21 protein-coding genes are annotated in these 22,734 nt (G+C 64.9%); 6 read left to right on the forward strand and 15 right to left on the reverse strand.

Going from position 1 to position 22,734, the window contains the following annotated elements:
* Window positions 1–55 precede the first annotated feature (55 nt).
* A complete protein-coding gene (locus H7H34_RS10690) occupies window positions 56–1,516 on the forward strand; it encodes a peptidoglycan-binding domain-containing protein (RefSeq protein WP_185925185.1) in 1,461 nt (486 codons plus the stop codon).
* Window positions 1,517–1,605: 89 nt separating this feature from the next.
* Here the strand turns inward: H7H34_RS10690 and glmS are convergent, their stop codons facing one another.
* Window positions 1,606–3,432 (reverse strand): glutamine--fructose-6-phosphate transaminase (isomerizing), encoded by a 1,827-nt coding sequence (gene glmS, locus H7H34_RS10695; RefSeq protein ID WP_185925186.1) that lies wholly within the window; start codon window positions 3,430–3,432, stop codon window positions 1,606–1,608.
* A gap of 270 nt (window positions 3,433–3,702) precedes the next feature.
* Between glmS and H7H34_RS10700 the strand changes: the two genes are divergently transcribed.
* Both H7H34_RS10700 and H7H34_RS10705 read left to right on the forward strand, forming a co-directional pair.
* A complete protein-coding gene (locus H7H34_RS10700; RefSeq protein WP_185925187.1) occupies window positions 3,703–4,734 on the forward strand; it encodes an SPOR domain-containing protein in 1,032 nt (343 codons plus the stop codon).
* A 54-nt stretch (window positions 4,735–4,788) separates the two neighbouring features.
* Entirely contained in the window at window positions 4,789–5,769 is a 981-nt protein-coding gene (locus tag H7H34_RS10705; protein WP_209006200.1) for a DMT family transporter, read from the forward strand.
* 78 nt (window positions 5,770–5,847) lie between these two features.
* Here the strand turns inward: H7H34_RS10705 and H7H34_RS10710 are convergent, their stop codons facing one another.
* The 10 genes from H7H34_RS10710 to H7H34_RS10755 all read right to left on the reverse strand — a co-directional run bounded on the left by H7H34_RS10710 (window position 5,848) and on the right by H7H34_RS10755 (window position 15,065).
* A complete protein-coding gene (locus H7H34_RS10710) occupies window positions 5,848–7,125 on the reverse strand; it encodes an NAD(P)/FAD-dependent oxidoreductase (RefSeq protein WP_185925188.1) in 1,278 nt (425 codons plus the stop codon).
* 74 nt (window positions 7,126–7,199) lie between these two features.
* Window positions 7,200–7,925 carry a c-type cytochrome gene (locus tag H7H34_RS10715; RefSeq protein ID WP_185925189.1) on the reverse strand — a complete coding sequence of 242 codons (726 nt, stop codon included), beginning with the start codon at window positions 7,923–7,925 and terminating at the stop codon, window positions 7,200–7,202.
* 68 nt (window positions 7,926–7,993) lie between these two features.
* Entirely contained in the window at window positions 7,994–8,656 is a 663-nt protein-coding gene (locus tag H7H34_RS10720; RefSeq protein WP_120267907.1) for a c-type cytochrome, read from the reverse strand.
* On the reverse strand, window positions 8,640–9,929 hold the full coding sequence (gene soxC / locus H7H34_RS10725) for a sulfite dehydrogenase (protein ID WP_185925190.1): 1,290 nt from the start codon (window positions 9,927–9,929) through the stop codon (window positions 8,640–8,642). The genes H7H34_RS10720 and soxC overlap by 17 nt, the downstream gene beginning before the upstream one ends.
* An 84-nt stretch (window positions 9,930–10,013) precedes the next feature.
* Complete coding sequence (gene soxB / locus H7H34_RS10730) at window positions 10,014–11,708, reverse strand: thiosulfohydrolase SoxB (protein ID WP_185925191.1); 1,695 nt, start codon at window positions 11,706–11,708, stop codon at window positions 10,014–10,016.
* Between the two features lie 144 nt (window positions 11,709–11,852).
* The gene (gene soxA, locus H7H34_RS10735) at window positions 11,853–12,707 is read right to left on the reverse strand and encodes a sulfur oxidation c-type cytochrome SoxA (RefSeq protein WP_120267904.1); all 855 of its coding nucleotides are present in this window, start codon (window positions 12,705–12,707) and stop codon (window positions 11,853–11,855) included.
* Between the two features lie 86 nt (window positions 12,708–12,793).
* Complete coding sequence (gene soxZ / locus H7H34_RS10740) at window positions 12,794–13,120, reverse strand: thiosulfate oxidation carrier complex protein SoxZ (protein ID WP_120267903.1); 327 nt, start codon at window positions 13,118–13,120, stop codon at window positions 12,794–12,796.
* 52 nt (window positions 13,121–13,172) lie between these two features.
* Window positions 13,173–13,625 carry a thiosulfate oxidation carrier protein SoxY gene (gene soxY, locus H7H34_RS10745; RefSeq protein WP_120268359.1) on the reverse strand — a complete coding sequence of 151 codons (453 nt, stop codon included), beginning with the start codon at window positions 13,623–13,625 and terminating at the stop codon, window positions 13,173–13,175.
* 56 nt (window positions 13,626–13,681) lie between these two features.
* A complete protein-coding gene (gene soxX, locus H7H34_RS10750) occupies window positions 13,682–14,137 on the reverse strand; it encodes a sulfur oxidation c-type cytochrome SoxX (protein ID WP_120267902.1) in 456 nt (151 codons plus the stop codon).
* A gap of 187 nt (window positions 14,138–14,324) precedes the next feature.
* On the reverse strand, window positions 14,325–15,065 hold the full coding sequence (locus H7H34_RS10755) for a cytochrome c biogenesis CcdA family protein (RefSeq protein ID WP_120267901.1): 741 nt from the start codon (window positions 15,063–15,065) through the stop codon (window positions 14,325–14,327).
* Between the two features lie 223 nt (window positions 15,066–15,288).
* On the opposite strand from H7H34_RS10755, the gene H7H34_RS10760 reads away from it, so the two are divergent.
* From H7H34_RS10760 to H7H34_RS10770, 3 genes are all read left to right on the forward strand, one after another.
* Window positions 15,289–15,675: a thioredoxin domain-containing protein gene (locus tag H7H34_RS10760; protein WP_185926510.1), complete on the forward strand. Its 387-nt coding sequence runs from the start codon at window positions 15,289–15,291 to the stop codon at window positions 15,673–15,675.
* A 101-nt stretch (window positions 15,676–15,776) separates the two neighbouring features.
* A complete protein-coding gene (locus tag H7H34_RS10765; protein WP_120267900.1) occupies window positions 15,777–16,109 on the forward strand; it encodes an ArsR/SmtB family transcription factor in 333 nt (110 codons plus the stop codon).
* An 88-nt stretch (window positions 16,110–16,197) separates the two neighbouring features.
* Window positions 16,198–17,286 (forward strand): YeeE/YedE family protein, encoded by a 1,089-nt coding sequence (locus tag H7H34_RS10770; protein ID WP_120267899.1) that lies wholly within the window; start codon window positions 16,198–16,200, stop codon window positions 17,284–17,286.
* Between the two features lie 80 nt (window positions 17,287–17,366).
* Here the strand turns inward: H7H34_RS10770 and H7H34_RS10775 are convergent, their stop codons facing one another.
* The 4 genes from H7H34_RS10775 to H7H34_RS23300 all read right to left on the reverse strand — a co-directional run bounded on the left by H7H34_RS10775 (window position 17,367) and on the right by H7H34_RS23300 (window position 22,657).
* Complete coding sequence (locus H7H34_RS10775) at window positions 17,367–17,804, reverse strand: universal stress protein (RefSeq protein WP_244953759.1); 438 nt, start codon at window positions 17,802–17,804, stop codon at window positions 17,367–17,369.
* Window positions 17,801–20,638: a TRAP transporter permease gene (locus H7H34_RS10780; RefSeq protein ID WP_120267897.1), complete on the reverse strand. Its 2,838-nt coding sequence runs from the start codon at window positions 20,636–20,638 to the stop codon at window positions 17,801–17,803. Before H7H34_RS10780 ends, H7H34_RS10775 begins: the two co-directional genes overlap by 4 nt.
* Before the next feature lie 111 nt (window positions 20,639–20,749).
* The gene (locus H7H34_RS10785; protein ID WP_120267896.1) at window positions 20,750–21,718 is read right to left on the reverse strand and encodes a TAXI family TRAP transporter solute-binding subunit; all 969 of its coding nucleotides are present in this window, start codon (window positions 21,716–21,718) and stop codon (window positions 20,750–20,752) included.
* 426 nt (window positions 21,719–22,144) lie between these two features.
* Window positions 22,145–22,657 carry a hypothetical protein gene (locus H7H34_RS23300; RefSeq protein WP_209006201.1) on the reverse strand — a complete coding sequence of 171 codons (513 nt, stop codon included), beginning with the start codon at window positions 22,655–22,657 and terminating at the stop codon, window positions 22,145–22,147.
* Between the last annotated feature and the right edge of the window lie 77 nt (window positions 22,658–22,734).

The following is a 22,734-nucleotide window of genomic DNA, read 5'->3' on the forward strand; positions in this document are numbered from 1 at the left end:
TCCGATCCCGCCAGGACTGGCCGACGGTCAAACCAGAGAATGCGAGGATTTGGCAATGACCAAGAGATCACATGCCTTTGCGGGCGCCACCTGCGCCGACCCGCCACTCCTGGCCGCAAGCGTGAGGGGCGCCGTCTGGTTGCTGATGGCGATGACGCTGGCGTTTTTCGCCCTGCTGCAGACCCAGGCTGCTGCCCAGCCGCTGGACCTTGGTCGCGACAGGCCCATCGTCCTGCCCGAACGGCCAATCCTGTGCGCCCCGCCGCGGGTGATGCAGAACGGCCGCTGCGTGCGTCCCGACCGGCCGGTTCTGTGCCCGCCGCCGCGCGTGATGCGCGGGGGGCGTTGCGAGATGCCTGAGCGTCCCGCCGTCTGCCTGCCGCCGAGGGTCATGCGCAACGGTCGGTGCGTGCTGCCGGCCCCGGTGATCTGCGCACCTCCGCGGGTCATGCAGAACGGCCGCTGCATCATGCCGCCCATCGTCTGCCCGCCGCCGCAGGTCCGCCGCGGCAATCGCTGCGTCATGCCGGAGCGTCCCGAGGTGTGCCGTCCGCCGCGTGTCATGCGCGCAGGCCGCTGCGTGCTGCCCCCTGTTGTCTGCCGCCCGCCGGAAGTGCGCCGCGGCGACCGTTGCGTGATGCCGGACCGCCCGCCGGTCTGCCGTCTGCCCTACATCTACTCCGCCCGCGAGCGCCGCTGCATCCTGCCGGTTCCGGTCCCGCCGATCGTCACCCCGCCGGCCTGCGTCGCTCCCTGGCAGTATTCGCGGTCCGCAGGCGGTTGCATCTGCCCGAGCGGCTATGTGGTCGACCGCGGCGAATGCGTGCGCCGCGACAGCCAGGCCTGCACGTTCCCGTTCGTCTATTCCTCGAACCAGAACCGCTGCGTCTGCGCGCAGGGCTATCGCCCCTTCGGCGCAGGCTGCGCACCGGAGCGTCCGGCACCGACCCCGCAGGAGAACATCTCCTGGATCCAGGCCTGCCTGAACTCGGCCGGTTACGATGCCGGCCCGGTCGACGGCCTGACCGGCCGCCGCACCCGCGATGCCTGGGCCAGCTTCCGTAAGGACAGCGATCTTGGCACCGAGGAAGCTCCGTATACCGACCCCGAGACGCTGGCCAAGCTCTTTGCCGCCTGCAACCCGGCCGGTGAGAACGGAACCGGCGGAACCGAACCCGACACGGGCACCGGCGAGGATACGGATACGGGCGGCACCGACACCGGCGATGCCGGTGAGGTTCCCTCGGCCGGCCCGTTTGCCGCGGCCCCGGCCCTTTGCGCCAGCGGCCGGCTCTACAGCCTGCTCAGCGCGGAGGACGAAAGCCTGGAGCCCTGCGGCCGCAGCTGCATCCCGGCGCCGGAAGGCATGAGCGAGGAGGAACTGCTGGAGCAGCAGGAGCGTCAGGGCATCACCTGGTGCCGCTCCTGCGTCACCGTCGGGGCGCTGGGCATGCTCTGCCCTGCCGCAAACGACGACGATGAGGCTGCAACGGACGAGCAGAAGCCGGCGAACTGATCGCCCCTCCACGCCCGCAAAAACAAGGCCGCCCGGAGGTCCTCCGGGCGGCCTTTTCGCTTCAGATCAAAAATACGGACGGTTGCCGCTTATTCCACCGTCACGGATTTCGCGAGATTGCGCGGCTGGTCCACATCCGTGCCCATGAAGACGGCGGTGTGATAGGCCAGCAGCTGCACCGGCAGGGCGAAGACGATCGGCGCGATGAACTCCGGCACATCCGGCACGACGACCGTGCGCCAGGTCGGCGCCCCGCAGGCCGCAGCGCCCTTCTCGTCGGTGATCAGCACCACCTTGCCGCCGCGTGCCGCAACTTCCTCCATGTTCGAGACGGTCTTCTCGAACACCTGGTCGAACGGTGCGATGACGATGACCGGAACATCCTCGTCGATCAGCGCGATCGGGCCATGCTTCAGCTCTCCGGCCGGATAGCCTTCTGCGTGGATGTACGAGATTTCCTTGAGCTTGAGCGCACCTTCCATGGCAAGCGGGAAGCTGGTGCCGCGCCCCAGATAGAGCACGTCGCGGGCCCGCGACAGCGGCTGCGCCAGCGCTTCCACCTCGGCCTCGAGCGACAGCGCGCGATTGACCGTGCCCGGCACCTCGGCAAGGGCACGGACCAGCCCTGCGGCCTCGCCGGCGGACAGATGGCCACGCTGCACACCCGCATGCACCGCGAGCGAGGCAAGGACAGCGAGCTGGCAGGTGAAGGCCTTGGTCGAGGCAACGCCGATCTCGCGACCCGCAATCGTCGGGAACACGAGATCCGCCTCGCGGGCGATGGTCGATTCCGGCACGTTGACCACCGCCGCGACCTTGATGCCCTGCGACTTGCAGTAGCGAAGGCCCGCCAGCGTGTCCGCCGTCTCGCCGGACTGCGAGATGAACAGCGCCATGTCGCCCTTGCGGATCGGCATTTCGCGGTAGCGGAACTCGGAGGCCACGTCGATGTCGACGGGCAGCCTTGCGTAGCGCTCGAACCAGTACTTCGCCACGAGACCCGCGTAATAGGCGGTCCCGCAAGCGGAGATGATCAGACGGTCAAGCGGTGCGAAGTCCATCGACGTGCCGTTGGCAAAGGTCGTCTGCATCTTCGACAGGTCGAGATAGCGCGACAGCGTATGGCCGATGACCTCCGGCTGCTCGTGGATCTCCTTGGCCATGAAGTGGCGATAGTTGCCCTTATCGATGGTAAGGGAGACGGCCTGCGAGGCGATCACCGGCCGCTCGACCGGCGTATTCGAGGCATCCATGATCTCGCAGCTGTGACGGGTGAGGACCACCCAGTCGCCTTCCTCCAGATACGAGATGCGGTCGGTAAAGGGCGACAGTGCGATGGCGTCCGAGCCGAGGAACATCTCGCCCTCGCCATAGCCGATGGCGAGCGGCGATCCGCGCCTTGCGCCGATCAGCAGGTCGCCCTGCCCCTCGAAGAGAAACGCCAGCGCGAATGCTCCCTTGAGCTTGGGCAGCGTCACGGCCACTGCATCGCGCGGGCTGGCGCCGCGGGCAAGCTCCCGCGAGACCATATGCGCGACGACTTCCGTATCCGTGTCGCTGGAAAGTTGCGCACCATCCGCCTGCAGTTCGCCGCGCAGCTCCAGATAATTTTCGATGATGCCGTTATGAACGACTGTCACGCCCGGCGCCGAATGCGGATGGGCATTGGCCTCGGTCGCCGCGCCGTGCGTCGCCCACCGGGTGTGGCCGATGCCGGCAAGGCCGGCGAGCGGTGCGCGCTCCAGCTTTTCCTGAAGGTTGCGCAGCTTGCCGGGCGCACGGCAGCGCAGCAGCCGGCCATCATCGAGCGTTGCAACGCCGGCCGAATCGTAGCCACGATATTCCAGCCGCTTCAGCGCATCGACAAGCAGGCTTGCGACCGGCTGCTTTCCCAAGATACCGACGATTCCGCACATATGTGAGTGTCTCCAAAGGCCGCTGCAGGTGCGCGCCGTTTTGGCATCGCGCCCGTGGTGTCTGGCCACACCCTTAGCGAACGCAGCCTCTTTCCGCACAATCAAAACCTGTTTCAATTCGTGACACGGATTTGCAAACAAAGACAAAACACCTGCCACGCGATCTCGGCAAAGTTGCCCAAAACCCTTTGTGTCGACAGAAACTTCAGGCCTTGTTAACCATGTTCGGCGTTCTCTGGTGAGAGACGAGGCAGGCGCAGGATACGCGGCGTGAAACCGCTGAAGGCGAGCAAGGGAAAAAGGCCGGTTCGGATATCCGGCGACACGCGATCAGTTGCCCTGTGGGGCGGCGGCGCGATGCTTTTTGCTGTTGTTGGCGCTGCATCGGTTTTCCTTGCACAGGAATCGCCCTTTGACGGCCGCCACGCCGGCGCGACGTTGCTGCCCCCGCCGGGTGAGGTCGGGCGGACCGCCTCGATCACCCCGCGCAAGCCTGGCGAGATCGAGGTCTACCCGTCGGACGGTGGTGTCGAGAGCGCACAAGCACGCCGCCTGATGCAGGCCGAACTCGAGACGCTGCGCCGCGAGGTCGCCGCGTTGCGCCGCGCCATGTCCATCATGCACGAACGCGGCGAAATCCTTGCCGAGCGCAGGGAGGACGCGGAGACGAACACCTCCTCCCGCAACTTCCGCCAGGACATGGATGCGGCGGTCGACGCCCGCGCCGGAGCGGCAACGCCCGTCGAGACAGTGCCGGCACCAAACGCAAGGCTGGCCGAGCCGCGGCCCTCCGCCCCCATCGCAGATGATTTGCCGGCAAAAGAGGGTGCTGAATCCAAAAATCTGATTGAAGCGGTGCTGCCCGAAACCTTGCGCGAGCCGGTTCGCATCGTCGCCTTGCCGGTACCCGGCGAAGCGGTTACCACCGCATCCATTCCCGCTCCCGAAGAACAGGCTCCCGCCGCCGAGGAACCCGGTCTTTCGGTGCGGAACGCGGCCGGTCACATCGCCTCCGACAGCGGAGACCGGATCCAGCGCACGGATTTCGGCATAGATCTCGGCCTGCATGCCTCGCAGAGCGCGGCCGAGGAAGCCTGGACGGGCCTGCGCGCGGCGCGCAAGGATCTGCCGGCGCAGCTGGTCAGCCGGATCGTGCCCGAAGAGGACGGCAAGGGCGTAAGGCTTTATGTCGGTCCCTACCCCAACGCCGCCGATGCAGCGGCGACTTGCGTCCACATCGCTGACGAGGGTATCAGTTGCCGGCCCGTGCCGTTCCCACAGGACCGCGCCGAGCAACGTTAGAGACGTGCCTGCGGCGCGTTTCGAGCGGCTGCCCCTCCCCAGCTCAGGCTTTCCATGTTTGATCCCACGAATGTCCGGCAGCGGGCTTTTGCCCTGCTTCTCGTCATGCCGCTGTTCTTCGCGTCCAACATCGTCATCGGCCGCGCCGCCGCCGATACGGTGGAACCGTGGACGCTCGCCTTCCTTCGCTGGCTCGTCGCCCTTTTGATCCTCCTGCCCTTCGCATGGCCCGGCCTCAAGACACATGGCCGCGACATCGTCAGGAACTGGGACCTGATCGGCCTGATGGGCCTGCTCGGGATGTGGTTTTGCGGTGCCGGCGTCTATTTCGCGCTGCGCTACACCAGCGCCACCAACGGAACGCTGATCTACACCTCGTCACCGATTCTGATCCTGGTGCTGGAGTGGCTGTTTCGCGGTCGCGCCATCGGTCGGCGCGAAGCCATCGGCATTGTCCTCGCCATCCTCGGCGTCGTCGCCATCGTGGTGAAGGGATCTCTGGCCCAGCTGTTTGCCCTCCGCTTCAATGCGGGCGATGTGATCTTCGCCATCGCAGCCCTGAGCTGGGCGATCTATTCGGTGCTGCTGAAGCGCAGCACGCTCTCCTCCATCCCGACGATGTCGCTGTTCGCGGCCCTGGCTTTCGCAGGCGTCGTGACGCTTGCTCCCTTCACGCTGGTCGAGATCGCCGACACCGGGCATTTCCCCGCCTCTTTCGACGCCTGGCTGTCTATTTTCGGCCTCGCCTCCATCTCCTCCGTGCTGGCCTTCTACTGTTTCCAGCATGGCATCGCGGTGGTCGGCCCCTCGACCGCTGGACTGTTCATGTACCTGCTGCCCCCCTACGGTGTGCTCATGGCCGTGATCTTCCTTGGAGAGGAGCTGCACGGCTATCATTTTGCCGGCTTTCTTTTGGTGATGGCCGGTCTTCTGCTCGCAACCGCGCCCGCGGCATTGTGGCGGAGGATCGCCGCGTTGCTCCCCGCATCGACCATGCGCCTGTTGCCGCACAAACGGCTTCCCGGCGCCGAATAACCGGCTGGACTGAAACGAAAAAGCCGCCGGGCTTTCGGCCCGGCGGCTGAAGCTTCCCTGACTGCAAGCACTCGAGGCTCAGCCGAACATGTCGGCGGTGATGCCCTCGTACCAGCCGACCGATTCCTCGTAGGTCGTTTTCCTCAAAGCCGCATCCTCGCCGGTCTGGCTGATGAAGCTGTCGACCGAGGCGATCTTGTCTTCGCCGGCTTCGTATCTCGCGCCCACCTTCACGCCGTCGTCGGTCGCAATGAGGCTCCAGCACGTGTTGGAGAACCGCGGCGGGAACTTGCTCGATCCGGTCAGGTCCGCCCGGATCGCCATGGCCGCGACCTTCGCCTGGCTGTTGGCGGAGAAAGCGGACTTGGGCATATCGCCGGCGATGCAGGCATCGCCGATCACATGGATGTTCGGGTCCACCTTGCTCTGCAGCGTCGCCGGTTCGATGGCGCAGAAACCATTCTCGTTGGTTAGACCCGCCGCCTCGGCAATCCGCCCGGCCTTTTGCGCCGGAATGACGTTGGCCACATCCGCCTTGATCGTATCGAGGCCGGTGACGATCTCGCCCGTTTCCGGATTGACGCTCTCGATGCCGCCATGGATGGACGCGGGCAGCCACTCCACCATACCGGGATAGTGCTTCTCCCAGCCCTCCATGAACAGCGCCTGCTTGGAGAACGCCTCCTTGGGATCGATCACCACGAGCTTTGCCGTCGGATTGGAAGTCTTGAGCAGGTGCGCGACCATGGAGATGCGCTCATACGGCCCGGGCGGACAGCGATAGGGATTGGGCGGCGCCACCATGGCGAAGGTTCCGCCCTCGCGCATCGCCGCGATCTTGTTCTTCAGGAGCGCGGTCTGGGTTCCCGCCTTCCAGGCGTGAGGCATCAGCGAAGCGGCTTCCAGCGAATAGCCCGGCACGCTGTCGTAGATGAGGTCGATACCCGGCGCGACTACCAGCTTGTCGTAGGGAACGGTCCCCCCGCCGGCGAGCGACACGGTCTTCGCGTCGCGGTCGATACCGACGGCCCAGTCATGAACGACATTCACGCCGAAGTCGGAGGCCAGCTTGTCGTAGGTGTGGCCGATGGACTCAAGCGAACGGAAGCCGCCGAGATAGAGATTGGAGAAGAAGCAGGTGTAATAGGCTTTGGTAGGCTCGATCAGGGTGACATCGATGGCCCCCTTGCTGTCCTTCGCCAGATAGCGGGCTGTCGTCGCGCCGCCGGCGCCGCCGCCGATCACCACGACCTTGGGCCGCGCCTGGCCATAGGCCGCACGCCCCATTCCCGTCAGCAGCCCCGCACCGGCAATCGCCGCAGTCCCTTTCGCAAACCCTCGCCGTGTGATCCCCATGTCTTGCTCCTCCCGTTCCCGCTTTGCGGGCTTCCCTTGAATTTTCAACCCAAAGTTACCCTCGTCCTTGCTCCTCACTCAAGCGTTTCGAAATAGACCGCAAGCGAGGCGATTTCCTCGTCCGTCAGGCTCGCGGCCACGGAGCGCATCACCGGGTTTTCCCGGTGCTTCGACCTGTAGGCATGCAGGACCGTCACGAAGCGGCGCACCGGCCAGCCGGTGATGGAGGGAATGCCCTTGTCCTCGCCGCTCGCCTGGTGGCAGGTCACGCACTCGCTGGACAGGTATTCGCCATAGGCTGGATCCCCCGCGATCGACAGGATGTGCTCGGGCAGATCGGGATCGCCTGCCGAGGCATGAACAGGCGCGGTCGGCGGCGTTTCGGGAATGTTGGCAGGACCCGGCGAATGCTGCCGGATGAAAGCAACGAGCGCCTTCCGATCGGCCTCGACCTTGAGACCGCGGAACTTCATCCGCGTCCCCTTCACCACGCCGGACGGATCGGCGATGAAACGGGACAGGGCGCCCTCGTCCCAGACGAGACCGCCCTGCCCGGCCTGTTCCATGGCGTCGGAATAGCGGAACCCTTCGAGGGTGCCGGCCCGGCGACCGAAGATATTGTTGAGATAGGGGCCGACCGCGTGCCGGGCCTTCGGCCCGACCTGATGGCAGGACTGGCATTGGCGGAACAGCTTGCTTCCCTGCACCACCAGCTCGTCTCGGGCCTGGGCCGAAAGCTGGCTCCCTGCCCAGGCAACCGCCAGCGCAATGCCCAGCACGCAGAGCCGAACGCCGCTCATTCCCATTCTCGCACTCCCCCTCCCAAGGTGACGAGAAATACGCGTGGCCCGCCGCCCGGGCAGACCGTCTAGTCGACGGACATGCCGGCGGCCTCTTCGTCCTCCGGTGTCACGTCGATGATGCGGGCCCGCTTGGTGACCTTCACATCCGTCTTGCAATCCGTCATGCACAGCTCGGCTGTCGCCTTCATCGGCTCTTCCGAACGCGTATCGTCGATGAACCCATCCTCGTTAGGCATCTTGATCGAGCTGAAATTCTCCTTCGAGAGCTCAAACTCCTCATCCGTCACGACGTCGTTCAGATAGAGAAGATACGCGACGATAGCATAGGTTTCATCGGGCGAAAGGCTCTGCGCATTCCCGAAGGGCATGGCCCGGTAGATGTAGTCGTAGACGGTCGACAGATACGGCCAGTAGGAGCCGATCGTCTTCACCGGATCGTGCGACGACAGCGACCCGTTTCCGCCAGCCAGAACCGGCCAACGGCCCGCCCCCTCGCCGAAATCGCCATGGCAAACCGCGCATTGCTCGGAGAAGATGGCTTCGCCCTCGGCAACGGTTCCCCGTCCCTCCGGCAGCCCCTGCCCGTCCGGGCGCACGTCGATGTCCCAGCCGGCGACCTCTTCGGGAGTGGCCGGCGTTCCAAGGCCGAGCTTCCCGGCGCTCGCGGGCATCGCTCCCGCAAGAACAAGCGACAGGATCAGAGCGGCGGACTTAAGAGATCTCGACATTTTCAACGCTCCCGTTGGCCTTGACCTCCCAGGTCTGGATACCATTGTTGTGATAGATGGAGTTGGTGCCGCGCGCCGCGCGCAGTTCGTCCTTGGTCGGCTGCACGAAGCCCGCATCGTCATAGGCGCGCGACTGCAGCAGCAGCGGCGACCCGTCCCAATCGAACTCGTAGTAGAAGCGATGCAGCGCCTTCGGCAGGCTCGGCCCGTCGATCCGTGCCTGGTGCCAGTTGCGCCCGCCGTCGGTGGTCACATCCACCCGGGTGATCCGCCCGTTGCCCGACCAGGCAAGGCCCGTCAGGACCGTCTGGCCGCGGCCGTGCAGGATCGGCGCCTGGGGGCTCGGATTGGTGATCACCGACTTGGTGTCCATCACCCAGGTAAAGCGCCGCGCCTTGCCGCTTTCCAGCAGGTCCGTGTATTTCGACGTCTCCTCGCGAGCATGCCACGGCTCGTCGCCCACCTCGATGCGGCGCAGCCACTTGACCCACATGTTGCCTTCCCAGCCCGGCACCACCAGGCGTGCGGGATAGCCCTGTTCGGGGCGCAGCGCCTCGCCGTTCATCTTGAACGCGACCATGCAGTCGTCGAGCGCCTTTTCCATCGGGATCGAGCGGTTCATACCGGCGGAATCTCCGCCCTCCGGCATGATCCAGCGGCCGTTGGTCTTCACCCCCGCCTCTTCCAGCAGGTATTTCAGCGGCACGCCCGTATACATGACGCAATGGACCATGCCGTGGGTGAACTGGCAGCCGTTCAGCTGGGCACCGCGCCACTCCATGCCGGAATTGGCAGCGCATTCCAGGAAGTACAGCCGGTTCTCGCGCGGGAAGCGCTTCAGGTCGTCCAGCGTGAAGACCAGCGGCGTATCGACCAGACCGTTGATCATCAGCCGGTAGTCGGTCGGATTGACATCGGCCACGCCGCCGTGATGACGCTCGAAGCACAGGCCGTTCGGAGTGATGATGCCGTCCAGCTCGTGCAGCGGCGTGAAGTTCACCGAACTCTCGCGCGAGGCCGTCAGCCATTCGACGCTGCGACGCACGACATGCGCCTCATGCTCGGAAGGCATGCCGTAGGGCGCCGCATCCACGCCCGCGCCCAGATAGCGGCTCCAATCGGCGACATTCGGCGGCAGGTTGTCGGGATTGACCTCCGAGGCACGGGCAAGACCGCCTGTCGCGACCAGTCCGCCGGCGGCAAGGCCCGCCTTCAGAAGCGACCGGCGGCCCGGGTTTGCCAGCACGCCCTCAGGTCCTGGTGTTTTTTTCATCTCGTCCTCCGCAGGCATCTTTTCAGATACGCGATTTCATATGATTGAACATTAAGGGCGGAGCTGTACTCCGCATCCGTTCTCTCAGATTCCGGTGACGCGCACGGCGCGGTTCGGCTCCAGCGTGACCGTGCCGCGATCCTTCAGATGGGCCTCGACCACATCCCAGATCGCCGGGCCTTCCGTCCCCTCGTTTACGCTGGCCCAGCCGGTCACCACATAGCTCTTGCTGGCCTCGACGGCTGAGCCGTCGGCGATGATCGTCATGTCGGAAATCCGGCTGCCGATCTCCTTGGTGGGATCGATCGAATAAGCCATGCCGCCGACGCGCACCATGTCGCCGCCCTGCTGGTAGTAGGGATCGGCATTGAAGAGATTGTCGGCCACGTCCTCGAGAATGTCCTTCAGCATCGCGCCGGTCATCTCAGAGCGGTAGGCCGCCGGATAGGTCATCGAGGTTGCGTTGTGCAGGTCCTCGACGGTGATCGGCTTGCCGGCCGGAACCGACGTCCCCCAACGGAAGCCCGGCGACAGGGCGATCTGCGCCTCGCGCTGCTCCAGCAGGGCATCGCAGATGAGATCGTCGAACGTGCCGTTGAAGTTGCCGCGCCGGTAGAGCAGCGTTTCGGTCGTCGCCAGTTCGCGCGCAAGCTCGTCCGCATAGGGTGCGCGGACCTTTTCCACCAGCGCCGCCATCTCCGCGTCCGGCGCGATGACGTCCGAGAAGATCGGGATCAGCCGGTAGCGGAAGTCCTTCACCTCGCCGCCCTGCACATCGAGATCGAGGCGCGAGACGAACTTGCCGTTGGAGCCGGTGGCGACCAGGAGCGTCTTGCCCACCTTCACCGGCTCGGGCAGCGCATCATGCGTGTGGCCGGTGAGGATCACGTCGAGGCCGGTGACCCGGCTCGCCAGCTTGCGGTCGACGTCGAAGCCGTTATGCGACAGCAGGACGACGAGCTCCGCACCTTCCGCGCGCACCGCGTCGATATTGGCCTGAACCTCCTCCTCGCGGATGCCGAACGACCAGTCGGGCATCATCCAGCGCGGATTGGCGACCGGCGTGTAGGGGAAGGCCTGGCCGATTACGGCGACCTTGATCCCGCCGCGCTCGAAGATGCGATAGGGCTCGAAGACCGCCTCGTCCCATTCGGTGTCGCGAATATTGCTGCCGAGGAAGGCATAGGGAAGTCCCTCGACCAGTTCCTTGACGCGCTCCGCGCCATAGGTGAACTCCCAATGGCCGGTCATGGCGTCGGGCGCCAGCGCGTTCATGACCTCGATCATGTCCATGCCGCCGGTCTTCAGCGAGGTATAGCTGCCCTGCCAGGTGTCGCCGCCGTCGAGGAACAGCATCCGGTCTTCGCGCTCGGCGCGGATCGACTTCAGCACGGTGGCGATACGGTCGACACCGCCCATCCGGCCATAGGCGCGCGACAGGGAATCGAAGTCGACCGAGCTCAGCGCATAGGCTTCCGGAGAGCCCGGCTGCAGGTTGTAGAGCTTGAGGAAATCCTCGCCGGTCACATGCGGCGGCAGGCCCTTCACCTCGCCGACGCCCAGATTGGTCGACGGCTCGCGGAAATAGACCGGCATCAACTGGGCATGGATGTCCGTCAGATGCACGAGGGTGACATTGCCGAGCGGCCGGAACGATAGGAGGTCGTCCTGGCTCAGGCTCTGCTGGGCCGCCAGCCGCGCCCACTGGCCGAAGCCGGAACCGCTGGTCAGGGCACCGGCGGCCACCGCCGCCATCAGGAACTCACGCCGCGAAATCATGCTCGCTCATCCACTCCGGGTCGTTCGCCGCTGTCGCCCGGCTGTGGGCAAAGCGGAGCAGTTGCGCCGCGGGGGCGCGAACGGGACATGTCTGTTTTCGGCACTGATCGGGGCGGCACGCGCCGCCCCGGATCCGGGTTGCGCCTAGTTGCGCACCGCGGGCGTCTCGACCGAAAGGCCCGTCCCGCGCCAGGCGAGATAGGTCTCCAGCGCGACGAACTCGTCCGATCCCACGTCGTAAGGCTCGGCACGGACATCCGCCATGCAGCCCTTGAGACGACGATGCAGCGAGCCCATCTTCTGCCACTTCAGCCGGTAGGTCGGGAAGCCGTTGGACTGCCCCTGGCTGAGGTGGTCGGCGCGGATATAGTTGCCGTAGTTGCTTTCGTGGCAACTGGCGCAGGCGAGATCCAACTGACCGCTGCGGGTGTAGTAGATCTCCTTGCCCTTGTCCCACCAGCTCTGCATGTCGCCCGCCTTGAGGTCGAGCGCGACAGGCATGCCGCGGGACTGCAGGCCGACATAAGCCGTCATGCCCAGCATCTGGTCGGATTCCCATTTCCAGGCATCCGCGCCCATGCGCTCGGTCCGACAGGCGTTGACATACTGCTCCAGCGCCATCGGCTTGCCGGCAGCCTCGCTCCATTTCGGCATGGAGGCGCGCACGCCCTTCATGCTTTCGGAGGCATCGCCATGGCAGCTTTCGCAGGACTTGCCTGCGCTGCCCTCGACCGTCGACCAGAGCGCCTCGCCCTGCTCGACCATCAGGAAGCCGGGGTTGTTGAAGTCGTCGAGTTCGAGGTCCTGGGTTTCCTTGGTCCTGAACTCGAAGCCGGAGATCACCTCGCTCAGGGGGTGTCCCTCGGGCGGCGCCACCCGCGTGACGATGGTCGTACCGTCGATGCTCGGCATCTCGGTCTCGTCACCGATCGCGGCTCCCGTCGCCAGGACCGCGATAGCGGCCGTGCCGGCGATAAGTGTGCCCGCAAGTTTCTTCATATGCCTCCCCCTGTGATGCGAGCTGCCAACCCGCCTTCTGCCGTTCGAATGTCCACCGGCGACCCCCATCGCCGGCAGGGGCCGCCTTACTCGACGGTGATCTTGGATTCGCTGGAATAGACCGAGCCGTCATCGTCCACCCAGGTGAACTTGAACGTGCCCGTCTCCGGCACCTTGGCGCTGAATTCCAGGTAAGGATTGGCCGAGATCGCAGGCTCGAGATCGCAGGAGAAGACGGTCTTCCCGTTGAACTCGCAGGTGAACTTGTTGATGATCGACCGCGGAATGACATTCCCCTGGTCGTCCTTGCGCTGGCCGGATTCCATCTTGTGGGAAATGAGGGTCTTGATCTGGATGACCTCGTCCTTGGACGCCGTCTTCGGCACCTTGACGCGGGGCTTGGAACTGGACATCTCGCGCTCCTGCTGGCGATGAATGTAGAAGAATGGATGCAGGCCGGCGGGCTTAGCCGCCGCAGCCGCCGATCGTCACCTTGACGGTCTTGCGGTCCATGAAGACCTTGCCCGTCGACGTCTTGGCCAGCGCGATCACGTCCTGCGTCTTGGCAAGCCGCATACGGGTGGTGGCATCCGCCGAACCCGACATGGACGTAAAGTGGAACGTCGCCACGCCCGGCTGCGGGTTACCGGCCGCCAGCAGCATGACGGAGGTCACGTGGTCGGCCTCGGTCATCGGACTGTCGACGGAAACGCCGATCGGCACGGTGTTGCCGTTCTCGGCGATCTCCGGCGCGGACAGCGAAACGGTGCCCGTCTCGATGGAGGCACCGCCGGCAAAGGCGTCGATCGCCGCCTGCACCTTGGCGTCTTCCGCCGATGCGAAGCGCGGCAGCCCGGTCATTCCGAGAACGGCGGCTCCCGCACCCAGGGCCAGCGCCTGGCGTCGTGTCATGTTCATCTTGAGTTCCTCGCGAAAGATCGACTGGTCGCGGCAGCCCGTCCGGCGTCCGCGGCTTAATCCTTGAGCGTCATCAGATAGGCGACCACATCCTCGACCTGCTGCGCGGTCATGATGGTCTTTCCGGCGAATTTCTCTGCCACCCGGTGGAAACCGTCATTGCGATAAAAGGCCGGCATCACGGTGCCCTCGTAGACCATCTTCGGGTTGACGATGATCATGCGCAGGGTGGCTTCGTCCCAGCGATCGGCTACGCCGTCGAGCGGCGGGCCGACCTCGCCGTGGAATTGCTGGTCGGACAGTTCCGTCGCCGTATGGCAGGCGACGCAGTTGCCGAGCCGGCGGTCAATCACCGCCTTGCGGCCGGCGGCCGGATCACCGGGAACGCCTGTCAGCGATTTCGGAATGGTTCCGTCGACAACTTCGTAGGACACGATGTCTTCGGCAGCAGCCGCTGCAACGCCTGCAAGCAGGACGCACGCGGCCGTCATACCCCTACGAAAGAGGCTCATGGGCTGTTTTCCTTCCCTCTGACCGGCTTGCGCCAGCGTCAGGCCGCGTTCCCGGCCTTGTCTTCTTGGCGGTCGATTCAACCGACCTGATGAAACCGTAGCACCATCGGGAAAGGCAATCAATTCACATATTCATTTATGAGAATACATTGATGCGACCGCATTCCCCCCAGGATGCGGCACCAGCTTAGCCGATGACGGCAAGAGCGGGAAACGTTTCGAGCAGCCAGAAGGAAAAACGGGCCATCTGGCCGGTCATGAAGGCAACGCCGGTGACGATCATGAACACGCCCATCACCCGCTCCACCGTCACCATATGCTTGCGGAAGCGACGCATGAACCGCATGAACGGGCCGGCAAACAGGCCCGCAATCAGGAACGGCACGCCGATCCCCAAGGCATAGGAGCCGAGCAGGACGGCTCCCTGCAATACGGATTCCTCGGTGCCGGCAACGAACAGGATCGCCGCCAGTATCGGCCCGACGCAGGGCGTCCAGCCGAAGGCGAAGGCAAGGCCGATCACATAGGCGCCGAGCAAGCCGGCGGGCTTTCGCTCCACATGCACGCGCGCCTCCCGGTACAGCAGGCCGATGCGGAAGACGCCTAGGAAGTGAAGGCCCATCACGATGATCGCCGCGCCTGCGACATAGCCGAGCACCTGGATGTGCTGCGTGACGAACTGGCCGATGAAGGAGGCGCTGGCCCCCATCGCCACGAAGACCGTCGAGAAGCCCAGGACGAAAGCAAGCGATGCAAAGAACACCTTGCGCGGATCCGCCTTTTCCTCCTCGCCCTCGCCCGTCAGCTCGTCGAGGGAGACGCCGGCGAGAAAGCCGAGATAGGGCGGAACCAGCGGCAGCACGCAGGGAGAGACGAAGGAGAGGAGGCCTGCGAAAAACGCGCCGATGACTGTGACGTCCTGAAACATGAGCCTACCTGCTTGCTGTCTGGGACCGGGTGGGACGCCGAGGTGAGCGGCGAACTGATATCGCCCGGCATAACGGATACACGCTACACGGCAATGTGACCCCTTGCCTCAACTCGTATTCCCCTTTTCGCATATGATCCACTTGTTTTGGTATAGGCTCGCGGGATAGACGTGTCCCCTCACCTTTTGGCGAGCAGGAAGAATGACGATGCGCTGGCCGGCCATGAAACTGACCCTGATTCTGGTGACGGCCCTTGCTGTTTTCGCCGCTCCGCAGGCGCGCGCGGCCGAACTCGTCATGTTCGAACAGAAGGGCTGCGAGTGGTGCGCCCGCTGGCACGCGGAGATCGGGCCGATCTACCCGAAGACCGAGGAAGGCCGGCAGGCGCCACTTCGTCGCGTCGACATCCACGAACCGATGCCCGATGATCTGGCGTGGATGAAGGGCGAGCGGTTCACACCGAGCTTCGCGTTGATCGAGGACGGACGCGAGATCGGCCGCATTCGCGGCTATCCGGGAGAAGACTTCTTCTGGGGCCTTCTCGGCCGGATGATCGAGGAGTTGCGACCGTCCGCAGACGATACGCAGGAGCGGCCCGCCGCCGGCTGACCTGCGAGCGGATGCGATACGCACCCGAGCCCTGTATACTGAGCAGCACAACTTTTCCGCCCGCGCCACGCGCGAGCGGGCCGACGACAAGGGACACGCATTTGGCACTTCCGGGAATCAAGGACCTCGAGTGTTCGGACGATCTCGACAGGATCGTTGATCGCGCGAAGACCGCGAGCGACTTCCTGAAGGCGATCGCTCACGAGAGCCGCTTGCTCATCCTGTGCATCCTGGCGGAGGGGGAAAAATCCGTCACGGAGCTGGAGGCCCTGCTCTCGCTGCGTCAGCCGACCGTTTCCCAGCAGCTTGCGCGGTTGAGAATGGACAAGCTGGTGACCACCCGGCGCGAGGGAAAGACCGTCTACTACCGTCTGGCAAACGACGATGCCCGCCAGATCATCGAGGCGGTCTACACCGTCTTCTGCCGGGACTGATCCGGGCCGAACGGCCTTCGGCGGGCGACGGGCCGCCGAAGGAAAGCAATCGATAAATCCAGTCGTACGCGAAGGGGAGGCGCGGCCGATGGAGATGCAGACATCCTTGGTCATGGCGCTGTGCGGCTTTGCTGGCGGCGTGGTGCTGGGCCTTGCCGCGCGTGTCGGCCGGTTCTGCACCATGGGCGCGCTCGAGGACGCGTTTCTCGGCGGCGACTTGCGCCGGCTGCGCAGCTGGGCGCTGGCAATAGCCGTCGCGCTGGCGCTGACCCAGATCGCCATCGCCTTCGGCCATATCGATCCGGCCCGCTCGATCTACCTTCCCTCCACCCTCCCCTGGCTCGGCGCGATTGCCGGCGGCTTGATGTTCGGCATCGGCATGGCGCTCGTCGGCACCTGCGGGTTCGGCACCCTCGCCCGCATCGGCGGCGGCGACCTGCGCTCTGTCGTGACGTTTCTCGTCATGGCGGTCTCCGCCTACATGGCGATGCGCGGGGTCACCGGCGTGCTGCGACAGATCCTGATCGATCCGTTCACGCTGTCGCTGGCCTCGCTGGGCGGCACGGCGCTGGATGATATCCTCGACACGATGCTCGGCATCGAGACGGGCGCGGCGCTGGGGCTCGTCGTCGCCGGCCTCCTGGCGGCCTGGGCCCTGCGCGACGGCACCTTCCGATCCGAAACGCGTCTGGTCGTCAGCGGCATCGCCGTCGGCCTTGCAGTCACCGGCGGATGGCTCGCCACCGGCCTACTCGGCAGCAATCCGTTCGAGCCGCAGAAACTGGAATCCTTCACCTTCGTGCGTCCGCTCGGCGACGCGCTGGTCTACGTGATGACCTATAGCGGCGCGACGCTGACCTTCGGCATCGGCTCGGTTTTCGGTGTCACTTTCGGTGCGCTTGCCGGCGCCCTGTTCAAGCGCGAATTCCGCTGGGAGGCATGCGACGATGTGCGCGAACTGCGGCGCCACATGGTCGGCGCGTTCCTGATGGGAACCGGCGGCATTCTCGCCTTCGGCTGCACCATCGGCCAGGGCATCACCGCCGCTTCGGTGCTGGCCCTCTCCGCGCCGCTGGTGCTGATTTCCATCGCAATCGGCGCCCGCCTCGGCCTCGCCTGGCTGATCGAGGGCAGCATCATGGGCCTGTTCGGCCAGCGCGGCTCGCACGGCACCTGACGCCGGATGCGACAAGGCGGCACGCGTGACCGCGCACCGCCCTATGCCTTCCTACTCCGTGCGCTCGCCTTGGCCGCGCCTCAGCGCTCGCGCACGACCAGCACCGACACCTGCGCGTGGCGAACCACGCGTGCCGCATTCGGACCCAGGAGATAGTCCTTCAGCTCCGGCCGGTGCGAGCCGATGACGATGAGGTCGGCCCCCACCTTGTCGGCGGCAACGAGGATCTCCTCGTAGATATTGCCGTGGCCGATCACTGCCTGCACCCGCGTCCCCTTGGGCACATGCGTATCGATGAAGCCGTGCAGCGCGTCGCGCGTCTTCTGGATCGCCGACTTCTCGTAGTCGTCCGGGAAGAACGAGCCGACGATGCTGCGGCCGAAATCCGGCACGGCGGTGAAGACATGCAGCGTGTCGTCCGCCCCCACCGTCTCCATCGCCGCAGTGATCACCTTGGCCGAAGTCGGCACGTCGCCGAGATCGATACAGGCAAGAATGTGCTTGAACATCGAGCTCATGCGGTCGCCTCCTTGCCGGCCTTCTGCCGCTTGTCTTCCATCTGATGCCGCTTGCGGCCACGCTGCAGCATATAGACCAGGCCCAGCAGCAGCAGCGCCGGGATGTAGAACAGCTCGCGCGGCGGCTGGTTGTTGGGCATGTCGAGCGTCTGGAACACCTGATCGAAGTCGAAGCCGGCCTGCTGGGCGGGCGAATCGTAGGTCGCACCGTCGACGATCAGCTTGCCGTCCTGCTCCAGCACCTGCAGCCCGAAGGCATCGAGCCGGTCGATCCCTGTCGGCTGATCGCCGACAGGGATCATCATCGTCAGAGTGATCGGGTCGCCGACATCGTTCATGCCCGCCACGGTCGCACGCAGCTCCGTACCTGGCGCTGCCCGCTCGAGCGTCTCGACGAGGCTCGTCGGATTGACCGATTCATAGGGCGCGACGGTGAGATCCATCCAGAAGCCGGGACGGAACAGCGTGAACGCCACCAGGATCAGCACCGCCGATTCCCAAAGCCGCGAGCGGACGATGAAATACCCCTGCGCTCCGGCCGTGAATATCAGGATCGCGGCGGTTGCAACGATGAAGACGATGACGCCCTCCAGCGGCGTCACGTCGATCAGCAGGATGTCGGTGTTGAAGATGAACAGGAACGGCAGCAGCGCGGTGCGCAGCGAATAGAAGAACGCCACGAAACCGGTGCGGATCGGATCGCCGCCCGAGACCGCCGCCGCCGCGAATGAGGCAAGCCCCACCGGCGGCGTCACATCCGCCATGATGCCGAAATAGAACACGAACAGATGCACCGCCACCAGCGGCACGATCAGCCCGTTCTGCTGCCCCAGCGCGACGATAACCGGCGCCAGCAGCGAGGAAACGACGATGTAGTTCGCCGTCGTCGGCAGGCCCATGCCCAGGATCAGGCTGAGGATCGCGGTAAAGATCAGGATCAGCAGGATCTGCCCCTGGCTGAGGAACTCCACCAGCGCCGCCAGCACCGCGCCGACGCCCGTCTGCGACACCGCACCGACGATGATGCCCGCCGCCGCCGTGGCGATGCCGATGCCGATCATGTTCCGCGCGCCGGCGATCATGCCGTCGATCAGCTCCGACCAGCCGCGCGCCACCGTTCCTTCCGTCGGCTCCTTGCGGAAATAGGCGAAGAGCGGACGCTGGGTGAGCAGGATGAAGATCATCAGCATCGCCGCCCAGAACGCCGAAAGCGACGGCGACAGCCGCTCAACCATCAGGCACCAGATCAGCACGAAGACCGGCAGCAGGAAGTGCAGGCCAGACTTGACCGTCGGCCCCGGCTCCGGCAGCCGCACCACCGGCACGTTCGGATCGTCCATCTCCAGGTCGGGAAACTGCGCGCAATACCGCACGAGCCCCACATAGACGGCCAGGAGGAGCACCGCGACCGCCCATTGGGTCGCATCGCCGGCCAGTCGCGACAGCACGTCCATGAAGAAGAACAGGCCGAAGGACGCGATGGCGGCAACGCCGATCACCAGCGCACCGGTCGACAGGACGCGCATGCGCGTGTCCTCGCCGGCCCGCGAGCGCAGCAGGGCCAGAACGCAAGCAATGAGCCCGAGGACGATCAGGATCGCGAACAGACGGTTCTGCGAACTGCCGAGCGCCTCGAAGGCGGCGAACAGGTAGTAGATGCCTCCCGCGATCGCCAGCATCACCGAAATCGTCACGCCGAAGGAGATCAACGCCCATTTCAGCGGCTTGGGCTCGCTCGCCCGCGGCAGCCCCTCCATGCCCTTCCGCATCGCTTCCAGGTGCACGATGTAGACCAGAGCGATGTAGGAGATGATCGCCGGGATGAAGGCGTGCTTGACCACCTCGAAATACGAGATGCCGATATATTCGACCATCAGGAAGGCGGCGGCGCCCATCACCGGCGGCATGATCTGGCCGTTGACCGACGAGGCCACCTCGACGGCGCCGGCCTTTTCCGGCGAGAAGCCGACACGGCGCATCATGGGGATCGTGAAGGTGCCGGTGGTCACCACATTGGCGATGGACGAGCCGGAAATGAGGCCTGTCATGCCGGAAGCGACGACCGCAGCCTTTGCCGGACCGCCGCTGAAATGGCCCATCAGCGAGAATGCCACCTTGATGAAGTAGTTGCCCGCTCCCGCCTTGTCGAGCAAGGCGCCGAACAGCACGAACAGGAAGACGAGATCGGTGGAAACGCCGAGCGCGATGCCGAAGACGCCCTCCGTCGACAGCCACTGGTGGAAGGCGACAGCGTTGAAGCTCGCGCCCTTCCAGGCAAGCAGACCGGGCGCATAGGGCCCCAGGAACGTGTAGCCGAGGAAGACGATCGCGACGATCATCAGGGGCGGACCGAGAGCGCGGCGCGTTGCCTCCAGCAGGAACAGGATGCCCAGCACGGCGACGACGACGTCGGTGCTGTTCGGATTGTTCGGGCGGTCGGCGAGTCGCGAGCCCATCAGGCTCTTGATCAACGCGGTGTCGAAAACGAAGAGATACAGCGCACAGGCCGTGGCGCCGATGGCCAGCGCCCAGTCGGCGATCGGCACGGAGCGCCGCGGAGAATTGCGAAAGGCGGGAAAGACGAGATAGGCGAGGAAAAGCGCGAAGGCGAGATGGATCGGCCGCGCCTCGCGGCTCGAGAACACGCCGATGCCCAGACTGTAGGGCAGCGGCGAGGCGATCCAGATCTGGAACAGCGACCAGGCCAGCGCGACGCCGGCAATCAGCATCGCAACCTGCCGGTTGGCCGGGTTGCGTCCGCCCGTATCGGTCGAGGCAACCAGGTCCTCAAGCTCGGACGCGCTCAGTTGTCCCTTGTTCGTGCCTTCGCTCATGAGCCCCCCACAGGTTCGACCTTTACCTTGTCGCATCAGGCGGAGTTGCCCGAGCGCAATCCGGAAGAAAATGGGCCGGCGCGAAGGAACCGCGCCGGCCCGGAACCTGGATTACATCCAGCCGCGCTCCTTGTAGTAGCGCTCTGCCCCCTCGTGCAGCGGTGCCGAGAGGTTGTTCTTGATCATGTCCTCTTCCTTCAGGTTCTCGAAGGCGGGATGCATCTGCTTGAAGCGACCGAAGTTCTCGAACACCGCCTTGGTCACCGCGTAGATGACGTCCGGCGAGGTCTTGGTCGAGGAGACGAAGGTCGCGCCCACGCCGAAGGTGGTGGTGTCCTCGTCGGTGCCCGCATACATGCCGGCCGGAATGGTCGCCATGGAGTAGAACGGGTTGTCGTCGACGAGCTTGCGGATGACGTCATTGTCGACGTTGATCAGGCGCGAGTCGCAGGAGGTGGTGGCCTCCTTGATCGTTCCCGCCGGGTGGCCGACGGTGAAAACGATGGCGTCGATCTTGTTGTCGCACAGTGCGGCCGACTGCTCGGCCGACTTCAGCTCGGCGGCGAGCGAGAAGTCCGAGGCGCTCCAGCCCATCTTGTCCATCACCACCTCGAAGGTGGCGCGGGCGCCCGAGCCCGGATCGCCCATGTTGACGCGCTTGCCCTTCAGGTCGTCGAAGGTCTTGATGCCGGAATCGGCGCGCGCCACCACGGTGAACGGCTCCGGATGCACGGAGAAGACCGCACGCAGCTCCTCGAACTTGCCATCCGGGAACGTGTCGGGGGCCGTGCCGTTATAGGCGTGGTACTGCCAGTCCGACTGGGCGACGCCCATGTCGAGGTCGCCGGCGCGGATGCCGTTGATGTTGGATACCGAGCCGCCGGTCGTGTGCGTGCACTTGATGTCGTGCTCGGCCGAACCACGGTTGACCAGACGGCAGATAGCGCCACCGACCTGGTAGTAGACGCCGGTCTGGCCGCCGGTGCCGATGGTGATGAAGGTCTCGGCCTGGGCCGTGCCGGACAGCGCCATGGCGCCGGCGAGCATCGTACCAAGGGTCAATGACTTGAAGAGTTTCATATGGTGCCTCCCGTGATAGGCAGCGGTTTCGTGCGACACGCAGGGAAAAGCCGTCAGGACGGGCCTCCCGTTTCAAAGCGGTTCAGGAAGATCGTGGGCCCGTTACACGGGACCGGCATTCGCGCACAGGGCTCGATCCTGCATCGGATCGCGCCGCCTGCCGGCAGTCTCGAAAGCTGCCTTCGCACGAACAACCGCCTCCTCTCCTCGCTTCTGGCGCGTGAGCTGGACAGGACTGCCACAGCCTTCCCGCGAAAATGCGGAAAGTCAGGTTAGACCGAAAGTGGACGGTCTTCCAACCCCCTGTAGAGGTTCTGGAAAAAATGGAGAGAGGCCGTCTGGAAGATTGCAGGACATTCTTGCGATATCTTGCAGACAATCGGCGCGTCCGCGCATCGGCCGCGGCGGCACTAGTGCAGCAAGACTTCAGTCGCCGCTTTTGCCGCCGGAGATCACTTCGAGGAAATTGCGACGCAGCTGCGCCTCGTCCTGCCCCTCGCGAAGGCCCTGGCGCCACTGATCTATGACCAGACGCAAGGCAAGCGTTTCGCGCGTGTGCGGCAGACGGCTGAGGTAATCGGTAAAGTAGTCGTCGAGCGCCTGACGGTCGAGCGCACCTTGCGCGATCAGCCCATGGATGAGTGCCATGGTCGCAGCGATGTGCCCCCTCAGGAACTCATACTCTGCCGTGCTGTTTCCGCCGGAGGTGTCAGACATCGTCTCGTGCGTCCGTTCCGTCGTTGTGATGATCACTTGCCCCTGCCAACAGTTGTACACAGCATCGGCAGGATGGTCGATAGACGATGCGCGTGGCCGGTCCGGACAAGGCCGGCGCCGGGACATCGCTCCCGTCATTCCCAAGCGTAACTCTACATCATGAAGGAAGGGTTTTCCAATCGAGCCGGTGAGCAAACGCTCAACAAGCCCCGCATCCAGCATGTCGGATCCGAGTCAGATGGCGGCAAGGCGCTTGGAAAGAGAGGAAATGCCGAGGCGGTACAGCAAGTCCGGCGGCA

It is taken from the genome of Stappia sp. 28M-7 (assembly GCF_014252955.1).
Taxonomy (GTDB): Bacteria; Pseudomonadota; Alphaproteobacteria; order Rhizobiales; family Stappiaceae; genus Stappia.